Origin of the sequence: Parabacteroides sp. CH2-D42-20 (assembly GCF_003670185.1) — a bacterium.
Lineage (GTDB): Bacteria > Bacteroidota > Bacteroidia > Bacteroidales > Tannerellaceae > Parabacteroides > Parabacteroides distasonis.
Genome location: NZ_RAYG01000017.1, coordinates 31,133 through 49,868, shown reverse-complemented (window position 1 = coordinate 49,868; position 18,736 = coordinate 31,133). Strand labels below are relative to the sequence as shown.

Annotated in this window: 19 protein-coding genes; all 19 read left to right on the top strand. The window is 40.7% G+C overall.

Annotation, left to right across the window (positions count from 1 at the left end; all coding sequences use genetic code 11):
* Positions 1-9: 9 nt before the first annotated feature.
* The 19 genes from D7V92_RS11990 to ftcD all read left to right on the top strand — a co-directional run bounded on the left by D7V92_RS11990 (position 10) and on the right by ftcD (position 18,736).
* Entirely contained in the window at positions 10-1,149 is a 1,140-nt protein-coding gene (locus tag D7V92_RS11990) for a hypothetical protein (protein ID WP_121772956.1), read from the top strand.
* A gap of 2 nt (positions 1,150-1,151) precedes the next feature.
* Positions 1,152-1,781 (top strand): acetyltransferase, encoded by a 630-nt coding sequence (locus tag D7V92_RS11985; RefSeq protein ID WP_121772955.1) that lies wholly within the window; start codon positions 1,152-1,154, stop codon positions 1,779-1,781.
* Positions 1,782-1,799: 18 nt separating this feature from the next.
* A complete protein-coding gene (locus tag D7V92_RS11980; protein ID WP_121772954.1) occupies positions 1,800-2,030 on the top strand; it encodes an acyl carrier protein in 231 nt (76 codons plus the stop codon).
* A complete protein-coding gene (locus tag D7V92_RS11975) occupies positions 2,030-2,779 on the top strand; it encodes an SDR family NAD(P)-dependent oxidoreductase (RefSeq protein ID WP_121772953.1) in 750 nt (249 codons plus the stop codon). Before D7V92_RS11980 ends, D7V92_RS11975 begins: the two co-directional genes overlap by 1 nt.
* 5 nt (positions 2,780-2,784) lie before the next feature.
* Entirely contained in the window at positions 2,785-3,543 is a 759-nt protein-coding gene (locus D7V92_RS11970) for an SDR family NAD(P)-dependent oxidoreductase (protein WP_121772952.1), read from the top strand.
* Between the two features lie 14 nt (positions 3,544-3,557).
* A complete protein-coding gene (locus tag D7V92_RS11965) occupies positions 3,558-4,955 on the top strand; it encodes an AMP-binding protein (protein ID WP_121772951.1) in 1,398 nt (465 codons plus the stop codon).
* Between the two features lie 12 nt (positions 4,956-4,967).
* The gene (locus D7V92_RS11960; protein ID WP_121772950.1) at positions 4,968-5,207 is read left to right on the top strand and encodes an acyl carrier protein; all 240 of its coding nucleotides are present in this window, start codon (positions 4,968-4,970) and stop codon (positions 5,205-5,207) included.
* 11 nt (positions 5,208-5,218) lie between these two features.
* Complete coding sequence (locus tag D7V92_RS11955) at positions 5,219-6,280, top strand: 3-oxoacyl-ACP synthase III family protein (RefSeq protein WP_121772949.1); 1,062 nt, start codon at positions 5,219-5,221, stop codon at positions 6,278-6,280.
* 28 nt (positions 6,281-6,308) lie between these two features.
* A complete protein-coding gene (locus D7V92_RS11950; RefSeq protein ID WP_121772948.1) occupies positions 6,309-7,382 on the top strand; it encodes a polysaccharide biosynthesis protein in 1,074 nt (357 codons plus the stop codon).
* A gap of 19 nt (positions 7,383-7,401) precedes the next feature.
* A complete protein-coding gene (gene wecB / locus D7V92_RS11945) occupies positions 7,402-8,532 on the top strand; it encodes a non-hydrolyzing UDP-N-acetylglucosamine 2-epimerase (protein ID WP_121772969.1) in 1,131 nt (376 codons plus the stop codon).
* A gap of 19 nt (positions 8,533-8,551) precedes the next feature.
* The gene (locus D7V92_RS11940; protein WP_121772970.1) at positions 8,552-9,409 is read left to right on the top strand and encodes an SDR family oxidoreductase; all 858 of its coding nucleotides are present in this window, start codon (positions 8,552-8,554) and stop codon (positions 9,407-9,409) included.
* Between the two features lie 13 nt (positions 9,410-9,422).
* The gene (locus D7V92_RS11935) at positions 9,423-10,625 is read left to right on the top strand and encodes a glycosyltransferase family 4 protein (RefSeq protein WP_121772947.1); all 1,203 of its coding nucleotides are present in this window, start codon (positions 9,423-9,425) and stop codon (positions 10,623-10,625) included.
* Positions 10,626-10,676: 51 nt separating this feature from the next.
* Positions 10,677-11,294 (top strand): sugar transferase, encoded by a 618-nt coding sequence (locus D7V92_RS11930; protein ID WP_233572839.1) that lies wholly within the window; start codon positions 10,677-10,679, stop codon positions 11,292-11,294.
* On the top strand, positions 11,291-12,286 hold the full coding sequence (locus D7V92_RS11925; RefSeq protein ID WP_121772945.1) for a formyltransferase family protein: 996 nt from the start codon (positions 11,291-11,293) through the stop codon (positions 12,284-12,286). Before D7V92_RS11930 ends, D7V92_RS11925 begins: the two co-directional genes overlap by 4 nt.
* Positions 12,276-12,956, top strand: coding sequence for a PIG-L deacetylase family protein (locus D7V92_RS11920; RefSeq protein WP_121772944.1), 681 nt, complete (start codon positions 12,276-12,278; stop codon positions 12,954-12,956). Before D7V92_RS11925 ends, D7V92_RS11920 begins: the two co-directional genes overlap by 11 nt.
* A 13-nt stretch (positions 12,957-12,969) precedes the next feature.
* Positions 12,970-14,214 carry a DegT/DnrJ/EryC1/StrS aminotransferase family protein gene (locus tag D7V92_RS11915; RefSeq protein ID WP_121772943.1) on the top strand — a complete coding sequence of 415 codons (1,245 nt, stop codon included), beginning with the start codon at positions 12,970-12,972 and terminating at the stop codon, positions 14,212-14,214.
* Between the two features lie 346 nt (positions 14,215-14,560).
* Positions 14,561-15,595, top strand: a complete 1,035-nt coding sequence (locus D7V92_RS11910) for a Fic family protein (RefSeq protein ID WP_121772942.1) — start codon at positions 14,561-14,563, stop codon at positions 15,593-15,595.
* A 235-nt stretch (positions 15,596-15,830) separates the two neighbouring features.
* The gene (locus D7V92_RS11905; protein WP_087342302.1) at positions 15,831-17,834 is read left to right on the top strand and encodes a urocanate hydratase; all 2,004 of its coding nucleotides are present in this window, start codon (positions 15,831-15,833) and stop codon (positions 17,832-17,834) included.
* The gene (gene ftcD, locus D7V92_RS11900; RefSeq protein ID WP_048928726.1) at positions 17,831-18,736 is read left to right on the top strand and encodes a glutamate formimidoyltransferase; all 906 of its coding nucleotides are present in this window, start codon (positions 17,831-17,833) and stop codon (positions 18,734-18,736) included. The genes D7V92_RS11905 and ftcD overlap by 4 nt, the downstream gene beginning before the upstream one ends.

The following is an 18,736-nucleotide window of genomic DNA, read 5'->3' as shown; positions in this document are numbered from 1 at the left end:
TGCTTGTTTATGTTTGCATTGCATTTGTGTTTTGATGGAAATTTTATAAGTGATAGCTATTTTGTGTTTGAAAAATATTATCCAAATAGTAATTTATTCTTAATAGGCAAGGAATTATACAAGTGTAAATTGATAAAATGTAAGGAGAATTTTACTTATATTGATTTTGAAAATCCAGATTATAGAATTATTGATGATGTGTGTAGAACCAAGAATGTTGATCGATTAGTTTTGCATGGAATGTCATTGACTTATATTGGATTGATCAAGTATTTATCCATAAATAAGAATTTAAAAATTTATTGGCTTTTTTGGGGCTATGAATTATATATATCATTAGCGCAAATGGGAAAGTATAGTTTGATAGATGGTTATTCTATATTTTCTCCAATATCTTATATTGTACCAGGAAGGTATAATGTCTTTCTTAGAAGGTGCATTGGAAAAAAAATAATTTATGAATATTTTCAAGAAATGCTTCCTTATATAGATTACTTTTGTTTTTGGAACTACGAGGATTATAAGTTGTTAAAGCAGAATTTTAATGTTGATATTCAATATAAATTTTTTGCTTATAATGCGGGATATAAACTAGGCTTTGATGAGCTATATGAAAGGAATTTAGAATATAGTGAAAGAAGGAGTATTTTAATTAATCATCAAGCTTCTTTGACTGGAAATCATTTAACTATAATGAACCGTATAAATGCTATTGATTGTAATAATCAATATAAGAAAATATGTCCTTTATCCTATGGTAGTAAATATATACGGAAAATTGTTTTAAAAAAAGGAACAGATCTTTTCTTGGATAAGTTTTTTCCTGTTCTAGATTATATGCCTCGTGATGAATATTTTGATTTGATAACCTCTGTAGATGTTGCTTTTATTGGTGCTAAGCGTCAAGAAGCATCAGGAAATATTATTAATCTTTTGGGAAATGGAGTTAAGGTGTTTTTGCGAGAAGATAATAACCTTTTGAGGTATTATAGAGATAAGGGATTTATTGTATTTTCTTTTGATAAGGATTTTAATTCTATAAAGGATTTAGAACCTCTTTCTTTAGAAGAACAAGAGTGGAATCGTGATTGTAGGTTGCGGAATAGAATTTATTATGAGCAATTTATGCCTTCTTTTTTTAATGATTAAAAATGAAAAATCTTATAATCATTGCCGCCGGAGGCATGGGACGTACTTTATATGACATGTCTCGTGAGAGCATGGGATATGGTGATGAATTTGTTATTAAGGGATTTATCGATGACAACCTCCAAGCATTGGATGGTTTTGTAAACTATCCTCCTGTTTTAGATAAAATAAGCACTTATATTCCACAGGGAAATGATGTTTTTATATGTTCTATAGGTGGAGCGGTTCGTAAGAAATGTATGGAGGAGCTAATAAGTAGGGGCGCTCAATTTATTAATCTGATTCATCGTACGGCACGTATCGGGACTAATGTACAGTTTGGTCAGGGAAATATAGTTGGTGCGTACACCAGTATTGGTGCGGATGCTAAGATTGGTAGTTATAATCTGATACAATCATATACGGTGGTCGGTCATGATGTACGTATGGGGGATTGGAATCGGATAGATACTCATGTTACCTGTGTGGGTGGAACTATAATAGGGAATGAGACGGATATTTATACTTCTTCTGTGTTAAATCGTGGAGTTGTAGTAGAAGATAGAGCGCATGTGGGTGCGTGTAGCTTTGTTATAAGACGTGTAAAAGAAGGGACAACCGTAATAGGGAATCCGGCTAAGAAATTAATGTGAAAGTTAAATATATTAATTATGGAAATTAAAGATTTCATTAAGAATTTTGTGGAGCAGTTTGATGATACCGCAATCGAGAGTATTCATGTAGATACTAAATTCCGGGAATTGGAAGAATGGTCATCTTTAGTCGCTTTATCTGTTATTGCGATGGTTGATGAAATTTATGGTGTCACAATCAATGGAGAGGACATGCGTAATGCGCAAACTGTAGGTGATCTATTCGAAAGCGTACAAAACAAGAAATAATGTATAATCCTTTTTCTTTAGAAGGTAAGACGATACTTGTAACGGGTGCTTCTTCCGGTATCGGTAGGGTAACGGCTATAGAGTGCGCTAAATTAGGGGCAACTCTTATATTGACAGGCCGGAACGTACAAAATTTACATGAAACGCTTCAAAATCTGGAAGGAGAAAAGGAGCATCGGGCCATTGCCGCAGATTTGTCTGATGTGGAAGAATGTGATGGGTTGGTTACTTCATTGCCTATGTTGGATGGCTTTGTTTGTAATGCCGGTATAGGTAAGATGCTTCCCATACAGTTCTATTCCTCTGATGTATTGGCGGAAGTGTTTGGTGTCAATGTATTTGCGCCCATGCTTCTTATGAAATTATTGGTACGAAAGAAAAAGATGAAGAATCCATCTTCGGTAGTTTTTACGGCTTCTATTTCCGCTTATGAAAATGTGGCTCCTGCCAATGGAATTTATGGGGCTTCCAAGAGCGCATTAAGCACTTATATGAAGTATGCGGCTTTGGAATTGGCCGGTAAGGGTATTCGTTGCAATGCTGTGCATCCCGGAAGGATTCAGACTCCATTGATTGAAAATAGACTTTTGACAGCGGAAGAGATAGCCAAGGATATTGATATGTATCCGTTAAAACGTTATGGAAAGCCGGAAGAGGTGGCTCATGCTATTATCTATCTATTGTCGGATGCTTCATCATGGATTACAGGTTCCAATTTGGTGATTGATGGTGGTCGTAGCTTGAAATAATTGAGATGGAAAGATTTTTACATAATAAAGTATGTATTATTACCGGTACTGCACAGGGCATCGGAAAATCGATAGCCGATCGTTTTGCCGGTGATGGTGCTATTGTATATGCTTGTGACCGACAGGAAGAGAGCATGGATGTATGGGCGGAGCAATGTGCAGCTGCACAAGGAACTCGTGTGATTCCATTGTATTTTGATGTGACGGATACTGCGGCTGTCAAGTCTGCTTTTATGTCGATATTCAAACGAGAGGGACGCATTGATGTGTTGGTTAATAATGCTGGTGTGGTGTTTAATAAGAAAATCGGCATGATTGTTCGACCGGAAACAGAACTGATGTTCCGGGTAAATGTGATTGCGGTCATAGAAATGGTGCAGTTGGTATCTCGTTTAATGGCCCGTAATGGTGGTGGATCGATTGTGAATATAGCATCTGTTACGGCAGTATTGGGGTCTCCCGGTCAGTCTGCCTACTCGGCTACCAAAGGAGCTATTATGTCGTTTACCAAATCGGCTGCTAAGGAATTGGCTCCTCTTGGTATTAGAGTCAATGCTGTAGCACCGGGTATCGTGAAAACGGAACGATTCTCTGAATTGTATGAAGAGAGTGGAGAGAAAATAAATACACGCATTCAGAAAATAGCGTTAGGACGTTTGGGTACACCGGAAGATGTGGCAAACGCTTGTGCTTTTCTGGCCTCTGACAGGGCTTCCTATATTTCTGGTCAGATATTGGGCGTGGATGGTTGCGCTTCCATTTAGAATAAAATAATCAGATGATATTAGGTTTGAATGAGCGACCGCAGGATACGGTTGCCGCAATAGATGCTTTGGGGGCTATCTTGAGGTATGGGGAATTGTTGTCCTTCTCTGAGAGAATCGGATCTTTGCTTCCTGTACGTTCCTTATTGTTTTTGTTGACAGAAAACAATGTAGGGGGAATAGCGTGGAGCATGGGTTGTATTAATTCGGGTAATGTCCCTTTGATATTGAACGCTCATATCGAGGAGGGGCTTTATCGTAATTTGTTTGAAATATATCGTCCTTCTTATGTGTGTCTGCCAGCAAGTATGGCATCCGCATCGCGGTATGAGAAGGTGTGTGAGTACTATGGCTATACATTGTTACATACAGGTATGGAGCCTTGTGCGCTACATGCCGACTTGTCTCACTTGTTGCCAACTTCCGGCTCTACGGGAAGTCCTAAGTTGGTGCGCCATAAGTACGAGAATATAGAGGCGGCAGCTTTGAATATATCGACTTTCTTTGGACTTACGTCTAATGACAGGCCATTGCTGGTATTACCCTTGTATTATACAATGGGATTGTCAGTCGTGTTCAGTCACTTGTATGTGGGTGCCACTGTTTTGATAACCAATCAGAGTATGACGGACAAGGCTTTTTGGAACTTTATGAAGGAACAACGGGCAACTAGTTTTACGGGAGTGCCTTACAGTTTTGAGATATTGAACTTAATGCGCTTTTTCCGGATGGATCTGCCAGACTTGACCTTACTTACTCAAGGTGGTGGTAAAATGTCTCGTCAGTTGAATTTGAAGTTTGCCGAATATTGTCGTGACAACGGGAAACGCTGGATCGCAACTTATGGACAATCGGAGGGGACTGCTCGTATGGCTTATTTACCTGCGGAATGGGGCATTGAGAAAGTCGGTAGTATAGGCTGGGCTGTACCTAATGCGGAGTTGTCGTTGATAGATCGTGAGGGAAATCGTATAGAGGGGGCCAATACCGAAGGTGAGATGTGTTATCGAGGTAAAAATGTGACAATGGGGTATGCCCGTAATCGGGAAGACCTGTCGCTGGGTGATGAACGCAATGGTTTTATGCGTACCGGTGATTTGGCTTATCGGGATGAGGATGGCTGTTACTACATAGTGGGGCGCATGGGGCGTTTCTTGAAACTGTTCGGTATGCGCATAGGATTGGATGAGTGCGAGCAGATAATCAAAGGAAAATATCCGATAGAATGTGCTTGCGTAGGTACGGATGAGAAGATGACCGTTTACTTGACCGATGAGCGATATGCGATGGTGGTAAAAGAAGTGTTGGTAGAAAAAACCAAATTGGTGGCCTCGGCATTTGAGATAAAAGTGATTGATGAAATTCCCAAGAATGAGGCGGGAAAGATATTGTATAGTAAGTTAAATTCATAAAAGTAAATAGCTATGACAAATATAGAGAAGTATAATAATGCTTTTGTAGAAGTGTTTGGTGTAGAAATCGCAGTGTTGGATGATGACTTTTCAAAAGGCAGCGTGGATGCGTGGGATTCTGTTCATCAATTGAATATAATCGCTTTATTGGAAGAGTCTTTGGATATTATGTTTGACCCAGAAGATATCATGGAATTTACCTCATATGGTAAAGGACGTGAGATCTTGAAGAAGTACGATGTTGAGCTTTAACGGTTGGACTTATGGCAAGATGGGAAATTAAGAATGTTGGCATGAAAGGAGTGGCTATGGCTGTTCCTAAGAATGTGGTAACAACTTCCGAATTAGGACTTTTTTCTCAAGAGGAAGCGGATGTGTTCGACAATACGGTTGGTATAAAACGTAGGCATATAGCCCCGGATACCATGTGCGCTTCGGATATGTGTCAGGCTGCCGCTGAAAAACTGCTTGTAGAGTTAGGGTGGGAGAAAGATAGTATCGATGTATTGTTGTTCGAGTCTGTTACAGGCGATTATCGTACTCCCCCGACCTCTTGTGTGCTACAGGATAGGCTTGGCTTGTCGGAAAATTGTTTCTGTATGGACATACCCATGGGATGCTGTGGTTGTATGTATGCCATAACGGTTGCCGGTAATCTGTTGACGGCGGGTAATGTGAAGCGTGCGTTACTACTTATAGGGGATACGGCCTTGCGAATGGGTTCCATGAAAGACAAAAGCCGTGTACCTTTATTTGGAGATTGTGGTACGGCGATCGCATTGGAATATGATGAGGCCGCTAACGATATTGTAGTAGACTTCCATACCTACGGAAAAGGATATGAGGCTCTGATGACCCCTCATGGTGGTTTTCGCCATCCGGCTACTTTTACTTCTTTTGAATATGAGGATTTTGGTAATGGCATTGTCCGTGCGCCTATTCATTCGTTGATAAACGGTATGAATGTATTCTCGTTCGCTATATCCCGTCCTCCCAAGTCTGTCGAGACCTTTCTGGCTGATTATAATATCAATCGTGAAACAGATATAGATTATTTCTTGATTCATCAAGCGAACAAGATGATCGTGGATCGTATCGTGAAGAAATTGAAGTTGCCCAAAGAGAAAGTGCCTTACAATTTGGAAGAGTTTGGAAATTTAGGAGGTGCTTCGATTCCTTCATTGATGGTAACAAGGATCGCAGATCAACTTAGGACTAAAGAAACGACACTGTTAATGTCTTCGTTTGGACTGGGATTGAGTTGGGGGACGATGTGGATGAAGACGAAACCGATGGTGATTTCACAATTAGTAATATTAAGGTGATAGTCTAATTATTTATAAATGATATTATATGCCAATTTTTAAAGATAAGGTTCTTTTAATTACTGGTGGAACAGGTTCTTTCGGTAATGCTGTCTTACGTCGTTTCTTAAGTTCAGATATCAAAGAAATTCGTATATTCTCTCGTGATGAAAAGAAACAGGATGATATGCGTCATGCTCTTCAAAATCCCAAGGTAAAGTATTATCTCGGCAATGTTCGTGACAAATCATCTGTAGATGTTGCAATGAATGGCGTGGACTATGTATTTAGTGCAGCCGCTTTGAAACAAGTGCCTTCTTGTGAATTCTTTCCTGTAGAGGCCGTTAGGACTAATATTATAGGAACTGAAAATGTTTTAAACTCAGCCATAGAGCATGGTGTGCAAAGTGTAGTCGTCCTCTCTACTGATAAGGCGGCTTACCCAATTAATGCTATGGGAATGAGTAAAGCTTTAATGGAGAAAGTGGCAATAGCCAAAGGCCGTGAGTTGGGAGAAGGTGCTCAAACTACGATTTGTTGCACTCGCTATGGCAATGTGATGGCTAGTCGTGGCTCTGTGATACCTTTGTGGGTGGAACAAATGATGGAAGGTAAATCTATAACTATTACTGATCCTAATATGACACGCTTTATGATGACATTGGATGATGCGGTTGATTTGGTAATATATGCTTTTACTCATGCTCATAATGGTGATTTGTTTGTACAAAAAGCTCCTTCTGCTACATTGGAAACACTAGTACGAGCATTGAAGGATATATATGCTAAAGTTGACAGAAAGTATCTTGATACAGAAGTGAAGGTGATAGGTACCCGTCATGGTGAGAAGTTATATGAAACTTTAGTAACTCGTGAGGAAATGGTTCGCGCTATTGATATGGGGGATTATTACCGTATACCTTGTGACACTCGTGATTTGAACTATGACAAGTATTTCACCAAGGGGAATGAAGAGGTTTCTAAGGTAGAGGATTATCATAGTCATAATACTCGTCGCTTGGATGTGGAAGGCATGAAGGAATTATTGTTGAAACTCCGTTTTGTCCGTGAAGATATGGGACTTGAGCCTAAGGCGAAGGCTCGTGAAATCAGAAGTGAATAATAAAAATATAAGTATGGCTATGTTGAAAGTAATGACAATTGTTGGTACTCGTCCTGAGATTATAAAGTTGAGTCGGGTAATGGCTGAACTAGATAAATATACGGAGCACATAATCGTGCATACTGGGCAAAACTATGACTATGAGTTAAATGGCATATTTTTTCAGGAGCTTGGCATTCGTAAACCTAATTATTTCTTGGATGCTGCCGGAAAGAATGCTGCGGAAACGATAGCCAATGTAATTCGTAAGTCTGATGAGTTGATGGAGGAGGTGAAACCGGATGCTGTACTGCTATATGGTGATACTAATAGTTGCATCTCTGTGATCTCGGCAAAACGCAAAAAGATTCCCATCTTTCATATGGAGGCAGGTAATCGCTGCTTTGACCAAAGAGTGCCAGAGGAAATTAACCGAAAAATAGTTGACCATCTGAGCGACATTAACATGCCTCTATCTGAACATGCTCGTAAGTATCTTCTAGCAGAAGGGTTACGCCCAGAAACCGTTATAAAGACCGGATCTCCAATGACAGAGGTTCTTTTATATTATAGAGACGAAATCGAAAGAAATACGGTTTTGGAAAAGGAGGCTTTGACAAAGGGAGAGTATTTTATAGTCAGTACTCATCGTGAAGAAAATGTAGATTCTGAAGATAATTTCTCTAATTTGTTAATTTCTTTAAATGCTATTGTTGAGAAGTATCATAAGAAAGTGATTGTATCTACTCACCCTCGTACCCGGAAGAAACTGGAATCTATTGGTTTTATAAATTCTAATCCAATGATAGAGTTCATGAAACCTTTTGGATTTATGGAATATATCAAACTTCAGCAAAATGCTTTTTGTGTGATTTCGGATAGTGGTACGATTACGGAAGAGTCTTCTATCCTTCATTTTCCGGCGATAACAATTCGTCAAACTCATGAACGTCCTGAAGGTATGGATGAAGGAGTATTGATAATGAGTGGATTAAGAAGCGATCGTATTTTGGGTTCAATAGATGTTGTTACATCTCAATATGCAGAGAATGTAAATGCTATTCATTCTCTCCCGGACTATGAGGCAAACAATGTTTCTAAAAAAGTAGTCCGTATTATCCTTTCCTATACAGATTATGTTAATCGTACGGTATGGCATAAGACTTTCTAAACCTACATTTAAATATTCGATGAGAAAAGTTTTATTGTTTGGTGCCACAGGTATGGCTGGGCATGTTACTTATTACTATCTCCAGAGTACGGGCAAATATGATATTTCCAATGTAGTCTATCGTACTCCCTTGACCGAAGATAGTATAATTGTGGATGTAACAAATTGTGATGCGGTTGCTGATGTGGTTTATAGAGTGCGTCCGGAAATCATAATTAATTGTATCGGTATTCTTGTCAAAGGCTCTAAAGAGCATCCGGATAATGCTATTCTTATAAATGCTTATTTCCCGCATTTACTAAAACGATTATCAGATGAAGTTGGAGCCAAGTTAATTCATATAAGTACGGATTGTGTTTTTTCAGGAAAGAAAGGGAATTATACAGAAGATGATTTTCGGGATGCTGATGATGTGTATGGCCGTAGCAAAGCTTTAGGTGAGATCATAAATGATAAAGACCTAACGATCCGCACTTCTATTATTGGTCCTGAACTAAAGAGAAGAGGTGAAGGATTATTTCATTGGTTTATGCATCAACATGGGGAGGTTAATGGATTCAAGACAGCTATATGGGGGGGAGTGACAACTTTAGAATTAGCTAAAGCAATCGATGTAATCATTGAAGAAAATAAAACAGGATTAGTGCAATTAAGCAATGGGGGCGGAATATCAAAAAATGACTTATTGTGTTTGTTTAAGGAATTGTGGCATAGGAATGATATTGAGATCATACCTTGTAATGCTAATGGAGTAGATAAGTCTATAGCGAGATCTGTGCGATTTAATTATAAAGTTCCGAGTTATAAGAAAATGTTGGAGGATCAAGTTGAGTGGATGAAGAATCACCCAGATTTGTATAATCAGTATAATAATTAAACTATACTAAATAATGAATATTATTTTTTTGACGCTAGGACGTATTTACAATATAGAAGATAGTGGAATTTATACGGATTTAGTGAGAGAATTTATTAGGAACGGTCATTCTATGTATATCGTGACTCCGGCAGAACGCCGTTATCATCAATCTACGAGGTTGTGTGATAATGGAAATGTACATATATTGAGGGTTAAGACTTTAAATATACAAAAAACCAGCTATATAGAGAAGGGGATAGGTACGTTATTACTTGAAATACAATATTTGTGGGCTATTAATAAGTATTGGAGGAATATAAAATTCGATCTTATACTTTATTCAACACCACCTATTACTTTTAATAAAATCATTTGTACTTTGAAAAAGCGTTGGCAAGCTAAAACCTATCTGATGCTGAAAGATATTTTTCCTCAAAATGCGATTGATTTGGAGTTGTTTTCGAAGAATAGTATTATGTACAAGTTCTTTCGTAGAAAGGAGGAAAGACTATACTCTATTTCTGATTATATAGGGTGTACTTCTCCCGCTAATATAGAATTTGTATTATCTCATAATCCAACAGTTGATCCAAGTAAGCTGTGTATATGTCCCAATTGCGTAGAACTTATGGATAGAGCCAAAGAAGATAAAAAACAGAGTAAATTACTGAAAGAGTTAAATATCCCTATGGATAAAGTGCTGTTTATATATGGAGGAAATTTGGGAAAACCGCAAGGAATAGATTTTTTGTTGGAAATATTAGAAGCCAATGAAAAGAAAAGTAGTTCTTATTTTATTATAATAGGAGCTGGTACGGAATATGATAAAGTGAAATCTTGGTATAATATTCATAATCCTCAAAATTCTTGTTTGTTATCTTATTTGCCTAAAGACAAGTATAATGATTTAGTGGGACTCTGTGATGTTGGATTAGTCTTTTTAGATAAACGTTTCACTGTCCCTAATACTCCTTCAAGAATTTTGCCCTATATGGAATATTGTATGCCTATACTAATGGCGATTGACACACATACAGATATTGGTTCCATCGCTTTAAACAATGGTTTTGGATTATGGACAGAAAGTGGAAATATTGATGCATTCATGGAATTGGTAGAATATATGGTAGAAGATGAACAGCGTAGGAAGGAGATGGGAAAGAAAGGCTATAAATACTTGTGTGAGAATTATACAGTAGAGAAAGGATATGAGGCAATAATGAAGAACTTTTGAAAGCGTTTATAAATAGTATTGATTGCCTACTACGAAGTATAATATGGTGGCGTGACATTTAATTTAAAATCAAATTTTGTAATTTTGTTTGTTATGTATCTGGTGTTTAAGCGTTTGTTTGATCAGCTTGTGTCATTTGTTATTTTGTTGTTCCTATTCCCATTTTTGATGTTGGTGGCCCTCTTGATAAGGCTAGACTCAAAAGGACCTATTTTTTATTTGCAGAATAGAGTGGGAAAGGATGGATATCTTTTTGGAGTTTATAAGTTTCGTACGATGACAGATATGGAGAGAGATCCCAATGTGAAGCAAACCTATTTACAAGATCCGGATATTACAAGAATTGGAGGATTCTTGAGGCGTTTTAAGATTGACGAGTTGCCTCAAATATGGAATGTGTTTATTGGTGATATGTCTTTAGTTGGCCCTCGCCCTGCGTTACCGAGTTTATATGAGAAATTTGGAGAAATTGCAAAGAAACGATGTGAAGTTAGGCCGGGAATGACAGGTTGGGCGCAAGTTAATGGTAATATCTATCTTCCTTGGGAAGAGCGTTTATGCTTGGATCGTGAGTATGTTGACCGTATGTCGTTTATGTTGGATTTGAGGATTCTTGTCAAGACCGTGGCGATTGTTTTGTTTGGAGAAGAAAAATATATTAAGAAATGAGGGTTGGATTGATTGGTAGTGTTGGCAGTAGTTTGCTGACGTTACAAAAGTTGGTGGAACATTCATTTAATGTTGTTGGAGTTTGGGGGTATGAACCTCACTCGACTTTAAATGTAAGTGGTTATTGTTCGATGCGTAGATTTGCGGAAGATAATCATCTTTCTTATTATCCTTTCATAAAAATAAATTCGAACGATATCAAGGAGCAAATTAGGAATGCTTCGGTTGATATTCTTTTTGTGGTTGGTGTCTCTCAGTTGGTTGATGAAGATATTATAAGATTACCTCGATTGGCTTGTGTAGGATTTCATCCAACGAAGTTGCCAAAAGGACGAGGTCGGGCTCCTATGGCTTGGCTGATATTGGACAAGGGAGAAGGTGCGGCAACTTTTTTTAAAATAGACACAAATGCTGATGAAGGGGATATTTTTGTGCAGGAACCTTTTTCTATAAGGGAAGATGATGATGTTACTTCTATTGGTGTTAAGTTGAAAGAGGCTATGGTTCGGGCTTTGGATCGTTGGCTTCCTTCTTTGTCTTCTGTCGGATTAAAAGGGATTCCTCAAGATGGGAAGGCGGCTACTTTCTATGCTAGGCGGGCTCCTTTGGATGGTTGTATAGATTGGTCGAACACGGCAAAAGATATTGATCGTTTGATAAAGGCTAGTACATCGCCTCATCCCGGGGCTTTCTCTTTCTATGGTAATAATAAGGTTCTGGTATGGAAATCAAATTATTATGCTTCTGGATATGCGAAAGGTGTTATTGGTCGTGTAGTGAATTTCAATAATGATAATCCTGTTGTTCAAACAGCTGATGGTTATGTTGAATTGGTGAAATATAACATGGTTGATTATTTGGATAGACCTGTCGATGAGCATTTGGTTGTAGGTTCTAGATTAGGCTATTATGATCAATATGAGATTTTCCGTTTGCGGAATGAGATAGAAATGATAAAGCAAGATTTAACGTTGTTGAAAAATGAAAAATAATGTTTTGTTTATCGCACCTCATGCGGATGATGAAATATTGGGCTGTGGGGCAACTATTTATAAGATGATACAAGAAGGTCATAATGTGTATGTGCTGATTATGACAAATGCCAGTAAATCAGATCCAAATATTTTTCCCGAAAAAGGTATTCAGCGTGTTAGAACAGAGGCACTGGAAGCTCATCGTTTACTAGGTGTAAAACAGACCTTTTTCTTTGATTTTCCGGCTCCTGCATTAGATCAATATCCAGGTTATATCATGTCTCGTGAAGTTTCAAAATGTATATCCGAAAATCAAATAGATACAGTGTTTATTCCCCATAGAGGAGATATACATAAAGATCATCGGATGGTCTTTGACAGTGTATTAGTCGCTTGTCGTCCTGTTGGAGATTATACGGTTAAGCGAGTTTATACCTATGAAACGTTATCTGAAACGGAATGGGCTGCTCCTTATGCGGATGATGCTTTTATTCCCACGGTATTCATTCCTTGTAGTCAAGATGGAATAAAAATGAAATTGAGAGCGATGGAGTGTTATCAATCTCAACTAAGGCGGTTCCCTAGTTCTCGTTCTTTAGAGGCTTTGGAAGCTTTGGCGAAATATAGAGGTGCTACAATTAGCGTAGAAAGAGCTGAGGCTTTTATGCTGATCCGAAGTATTTTCTAAAATCACAATAATAATGAATAAACGAATTTATCTTTGCCTTGCTCACATGAGCGGCAAAGAACAAATGTATATCAAAGAAGCCTTTGATACGAACTGGGTCGTGCCTCTAGGTCCGAACGTGAATGGATTTGAGAAAGATCTGGAGGAATTCGTGGGTGAAGGTAAACATGTGGTGGCTCTGTCTGCCGGTACTGCTGCGGTACATCTAGCGTTGCTTGCTTGTGGCGTGAAGCCGGGGGATGAGGTGCTGGTACAGAGCTTTACCTTCTGTGCTTCCTCGCATCCGATCACTTATTTGGGGGCTACGCCTGTATTCGTGGATTCGGAGGTGGATACTTGGAATATGGATCCTGTGTTGTTGGAAGAGGCTATTAAAGATCGTATCGAGAAGACGGGAAAAACACCGAAAGCGATTGTCCCAGTGGCCTTATATGGGATGCCTTATAAGGTGGATGAGATTATGGCGATCGCTGATCGGTATGGGATTCCGGTCATTGAGGATGCGGCGGAGGGTTTTGGTTCTCGTTATGATGGACGTATGTTGGGTACGTTTGGAAAATATGGGGTGCTGTCGTTCAATGGGAATAAGATGATTACGACCAGTGGTGGTGGTGCGTTGATTTGTTCGGATGAGGAGGCTAAGCGGGAGATCATGTTCTACGCTACGCAGGCTCGGGAGGCTTATCCGTATTACCAGCATGAGCGGATCGGGTATAATTACCGGATGTCGAATATTTGTGCGGGTATCGGGCGTGGTCAGATGACGGTAGCTGACGCTCATGTGGCTCATCATAAGCATACGTGTGATTTATATCGGGAGCTGTTGAAGGATGTGAGAGGGATCACCTTGCATGAGAATCCTTCTGGTCGTTTTGATAGTAATTATTGGTTGAATACGATTGTCTTGGATCCTTTATTGAGGGTGAAAGGGCAGGAGAATGCTTATCAAGCAACGGTACAAGGTGCTGTTGGTGGTGCGGGCGGTGTGACTCACGTAGCGGTTAACGCACATACGGATTGCGAGCCGAATGCCAATGTCGAGGCGATGCGTGTGGGACTTGATGCGATGGGTATAGAATCCCGTCCTTTGTGGAAACCGATGCATAAGCAACCTGTCTATAAAGATTGTCCGGCTTACGTGAATGGGGTGAGCGAATCTTTGTTTAAGGTCGGGTTGTGCTTGCCTTCCGGCCCGTATGTAACGGATCGGGATATTGAGTATATCATTGGAGGTATAAGGGGCTTGATTGAGCGTTGATTTTAACAGCTATTCCATGAGTTAAATTCGTTTTACTGTGTAGGCCTAAGTAAAGGCTAATCATAAAGATTTTATTTTCGTTACGAGGAGGGTGTGTCATTTTTTGATGTACCCTTTTTGTGTTCTTTAGCTGAACTTTTCCTTCGCCCCAAAGTCTTACTCTATTCGAGAGCGGAGTTTATGACCATGTGTGAGAGAGCTAGGATCGTGTTCCTACGCATTGGGTATTGGGAAAATATTGCAAATCGGCTCAAATATTGCGGTAAAAATACGAATATCGGCTCAATTTGAGCCGATAGTTGAAGGGAAATTAGTACTTTTGAGCCGATTTAGTGAAAGGAATGTTATGACTATCGAAACAGAAATCCTACGGGTATTGCACTATCATCCGCTATCAAATAGAGGAGCGATAGCTTCCATGCTGGTAAATGCACCAAGCGACAGCACCATGAAAAGACTCTTGGCTGATGCTGTCAGCAAAGGTCTTATAGAAGTGTATGGAAAAGGACCTGCTACCAAATACTCGCTTACTCCACAAGCTCAGGTAACGATGCCTTTGGATATTGATACCTATTTCAAGAATGAAATGGATGATCGTACTGTGCAGGAAAATTTCAATTTCGAACTCATAAAACAGATTCTGCCAAAGGTTTCACTTTTCACAGAAGAGGAATGTAAACGTTTGGATAAAGCTCAGTCCATTTTCAGAACCCACCTTGAAGAACTTTCTGAAACAGATTACAAAAAGGAGATGGAAAGACTGGGAGTTGACCTGTCATGGAAATCTTCACAAATCGAGGGCAATACTTATTCCCTGCTAGAAACGGAGCGCCTGCTGAAAGAAAGACAGGAAGCTACTGGTAAGACAAGGGAAGAAGCTATCATGCTGCTCAATCACAAGGATGCGCTTGATTTTGTTCTCAATGTGCCCGACTATCTTAAGGAAATATCCGTCCACCGCATAGAGGACATCCATTCTTTACTGACCAAGGACTTAGGTGTGGAAAGAAACATACGACGCCGACGTGTGGGTATCACAGGTACGAACTATCGTCCCCTTGATAACGAGTTCCAGATTCGTGAGGCATTGGAAGATTCCTGTAAACTTATCAATGGCAAAGACAATATCTTTGAGAAGTCATTACTTGCACTGGTTCTCCTTTCTTATATTCAGGCATTTTCGGATGGAAACAAACGTACTGCCCGTATCACAAGCAATGCCATACTGATAGCCAATGGTTATTGCCCAATCTCATTCAGAACGGTTGATTCCATAGACTACAAAAAAGCTATGCTGATATTCTATGAACAGAATAACATTGCCGCTTTCAAGAAGATATTCATAGAACAATTTGAATTTGCTGTCAAAACTTATTTTTGATTTCTTTTGTGAAAACTAACGGACTATTGTATTTACGAAACAACTTCTACTACTGAACAATTATAATTATGCCCCCGTCTTTCTTTCCCTTAGGGAGGATGAGAGAGACGGGGGCTTTTTTATGCTTCTAAACATGGAATGATAATTGGCTGGGATTTGGATAATCGCTAACTTGTCGGCGCTGAATCCGTGAAATTCCTTGCAGATTGTAAGCACCTACTAAATCATTCACGTTATGGAAATACATCTTGATAATTATTTGCCGGAATATCCTTCCTTCGTTTCCGGTATTCGCCGTGCTCCCGATCGCGGCTATTCGCTTACGCCCGCTCAAACAGAAACGGCATTGATGAACGCGCTTCGTTACATCCCTGTTGAATTACATGAGAAGCTAGCTCCTGAGTTCATGGAGGAATTATTGACCCGGGGACGGATCTATGGTTATCGCTACCGTCCGCAGGGAGACCTGAAAGCGAAGCCTATCTCTGAATATAAAGGTAAATGTATCGAGGGAAAGGCCTTTCAAGTAATGATCGATAATAACCTCTGCTTTGATATCGCTTTGTACCCTTACGAGTTGGTTACGTATGGCGAGACTGGGCAGGTCTGCCAGAATTGGATGCAATATCGTTTGATTAAGAAGTATTTGGAGGAGCTGACCGAGGAGCAGACCTTGGTGATTGAATCTGGGCATCCTCTGGGATTGTTTCATTCTAAGCCGGATGCCCCACGGGTGATTATCACGAACTCCATGATGGTGGGAATGTTCGATAACCAAAAGGATTGGCATATCGCCGCCCAGATGGGAGTCGCTAATTATGGACAGATGACGGCCGGAGGTTGGATGTATATCGGCCCGCAAGGTATCGTACACGGTACGTTTAATACATTGTTGAATGCCGGACGTAAGAAATTAGGGATTCCACAAGATAAGGATTTGCGAGGCTATCTGTTTGTATCTTCCGGTTTAGGAGGAATGAGTGGCGCTCAACCTAAAGCCGCCGTGATTGCCGGTGCTGCCAGTATAATCGCCGAGGTAGACGCTTCCCGTATCGAGACACGCCGATGCCAAGGATGGGTCCAGCATGTGACGGATGATATGGGGAAAGCTTTTTCCTTAGCCGATGAGGCGATTCGTAAGAAAGAACCGATCTCTATCGCTTTTCATGGCAATATCGTGGATTTATTGGAATATGCCGATAAACAGGGGCTTTCCATCGACCTTTTGAGTGACCAGACCTCGTGTCATGCGGTCTATGAAGGTGGTTATTGTCCGGCAGGCGTGACGTTTGAGGAACGTACGGAATTATTGGCTCATCACCGGGAAGACTTTTGTGCTTTGGTCGATAAAACGTTGAAGCGACATTTCGAGGTGATCAAGCGTCTGGTTGCCCGGGGTACCTATTTCTTTGACTATGGGAACTCCTTCATGAAAGCGATCTATGATGCCGGTGTACATGAGATTTCCCGTAACGGTGTGGATGAGAAAGATGGTTTTATATGGCCTTCTTATGTGGAAGATATCATGGGGCCGGAATTATTTGATTATGGGTATGGCCCTTTCCGCTGGGTATGTTTAAGCGGTAAGCCGGAAGATTTGATTCGCACGGATCATGCGGCTATGGCGTGTATCGATCCGACTCGAAGAGGGCAGGATATGGATAATTATAATTGGATACGTGACGCGGAGAAGAACCGTTTGGTGGTGGGTACGCAAGCCCGGATCTTATATCAAGACGCTGAGGGGCGCTTGAAGATCGCCCTTGAGTTTAACCGAATGGTACGTGATGGGGAGGTAGGCCCGATTATGTTGGGACGAGACCATCATGACGTGAGCGGTACGGATTCTCCATTCCGTGAGACCTCTAATATACGGGACGGGAGCAATGTGATGGCTGATATGGCGGTGCAGTGCTTCGCTGGAAATGCCGCCCGGGGTATGAGCTTGGTCGCTCTTCATAATGGTGGAGGAGTTGGTATCGGTAAGGCGATAAACGGAGGTTTCGGTATGGTTCTCGATGGTAGTGAGCGGGTGGACGAGATACTTCGCTCTGCTATGATATGGGACGTGATGGGGGGTGTCGCTCGTCGCTCATGGGCCCGTAACCCGAATGCGATGCGTACGAGCGCTACTTTCAATGAGAACCGTGGCGAACAGTATCATATTACCCTTCCGTATATCCCGGAGAGGGCGTTTATTCATGAAATCGTACAAACATCATTAAATAAAAAGGTATGAGTACTTGGAATAAGATTATGGAATGTGTCCCTAACTTCAGTGAAGGACGGGATCTGGAGAAGATAGATAAGATCGTAGCGCCTTTCCGGGCTAAGACGGGTGTTAAACTGTTGGACTATAGTAATGATGAGGATCACAATCGCTTGGTTGTTACCGTGGTAGGGGAGCCAGTCGCTTTAAAACAAGCCGTATTGGAGGCCATTGGAGTTGCCGTTGAGCTGATCGATTTAAACAAGCATAGCGGTCAACATCCTCGAATGGGGGCCGTAGATGTGGTTCCTTTTATACCGATTCGCGGATGTACGATGGAAGAGGCGATCGCCTTGTCTAAGGAAGTAGGGGAGGAAGTGGGCGCTCATTATGCCGTGCCGGTCTTCTTATATGAAAAATCGGCTTCCGCCCCTTACCGGGAGAATCTGGCGGCGATCCGTAAAGGAGAGTTTGAAGGGATGGCAGAGAAAATCCATCAACCGGAGTGGAAACCTGATTTTGGTCCGGCCGAAAGACATCCGACAGCCGGTACGGTCGCCATAGGAGCCCGCATGCCTTTGGTCGCCTATAATGTGAATTTAGGAACGAATCAATTGCAGATCGCTACGGATATAGCGAAGAAAATCCGTTTCATCGGCGGAGGTTTACGCTATTGTAAAGCGATGGGGGTTGAGTTGAAGGAACGTGGTATCGTACAGGTCTCTATTAATATGACCGATTATACCCGTACGGCTTTGTACCGGGCCTTCGAGTTAGTTCGTATCGAAGCTCGCAGATATGGTGTTCCGGTGGTGGGGAGCGAGATTATCGGCTTGGTTCCTATGGAGGCGTTGATCGATACGGCCTCTTACTATTTGGGATTAGAGGACTTCTCTATGAATCAAGTATTGGAAGCTCGTATTATGGAATAG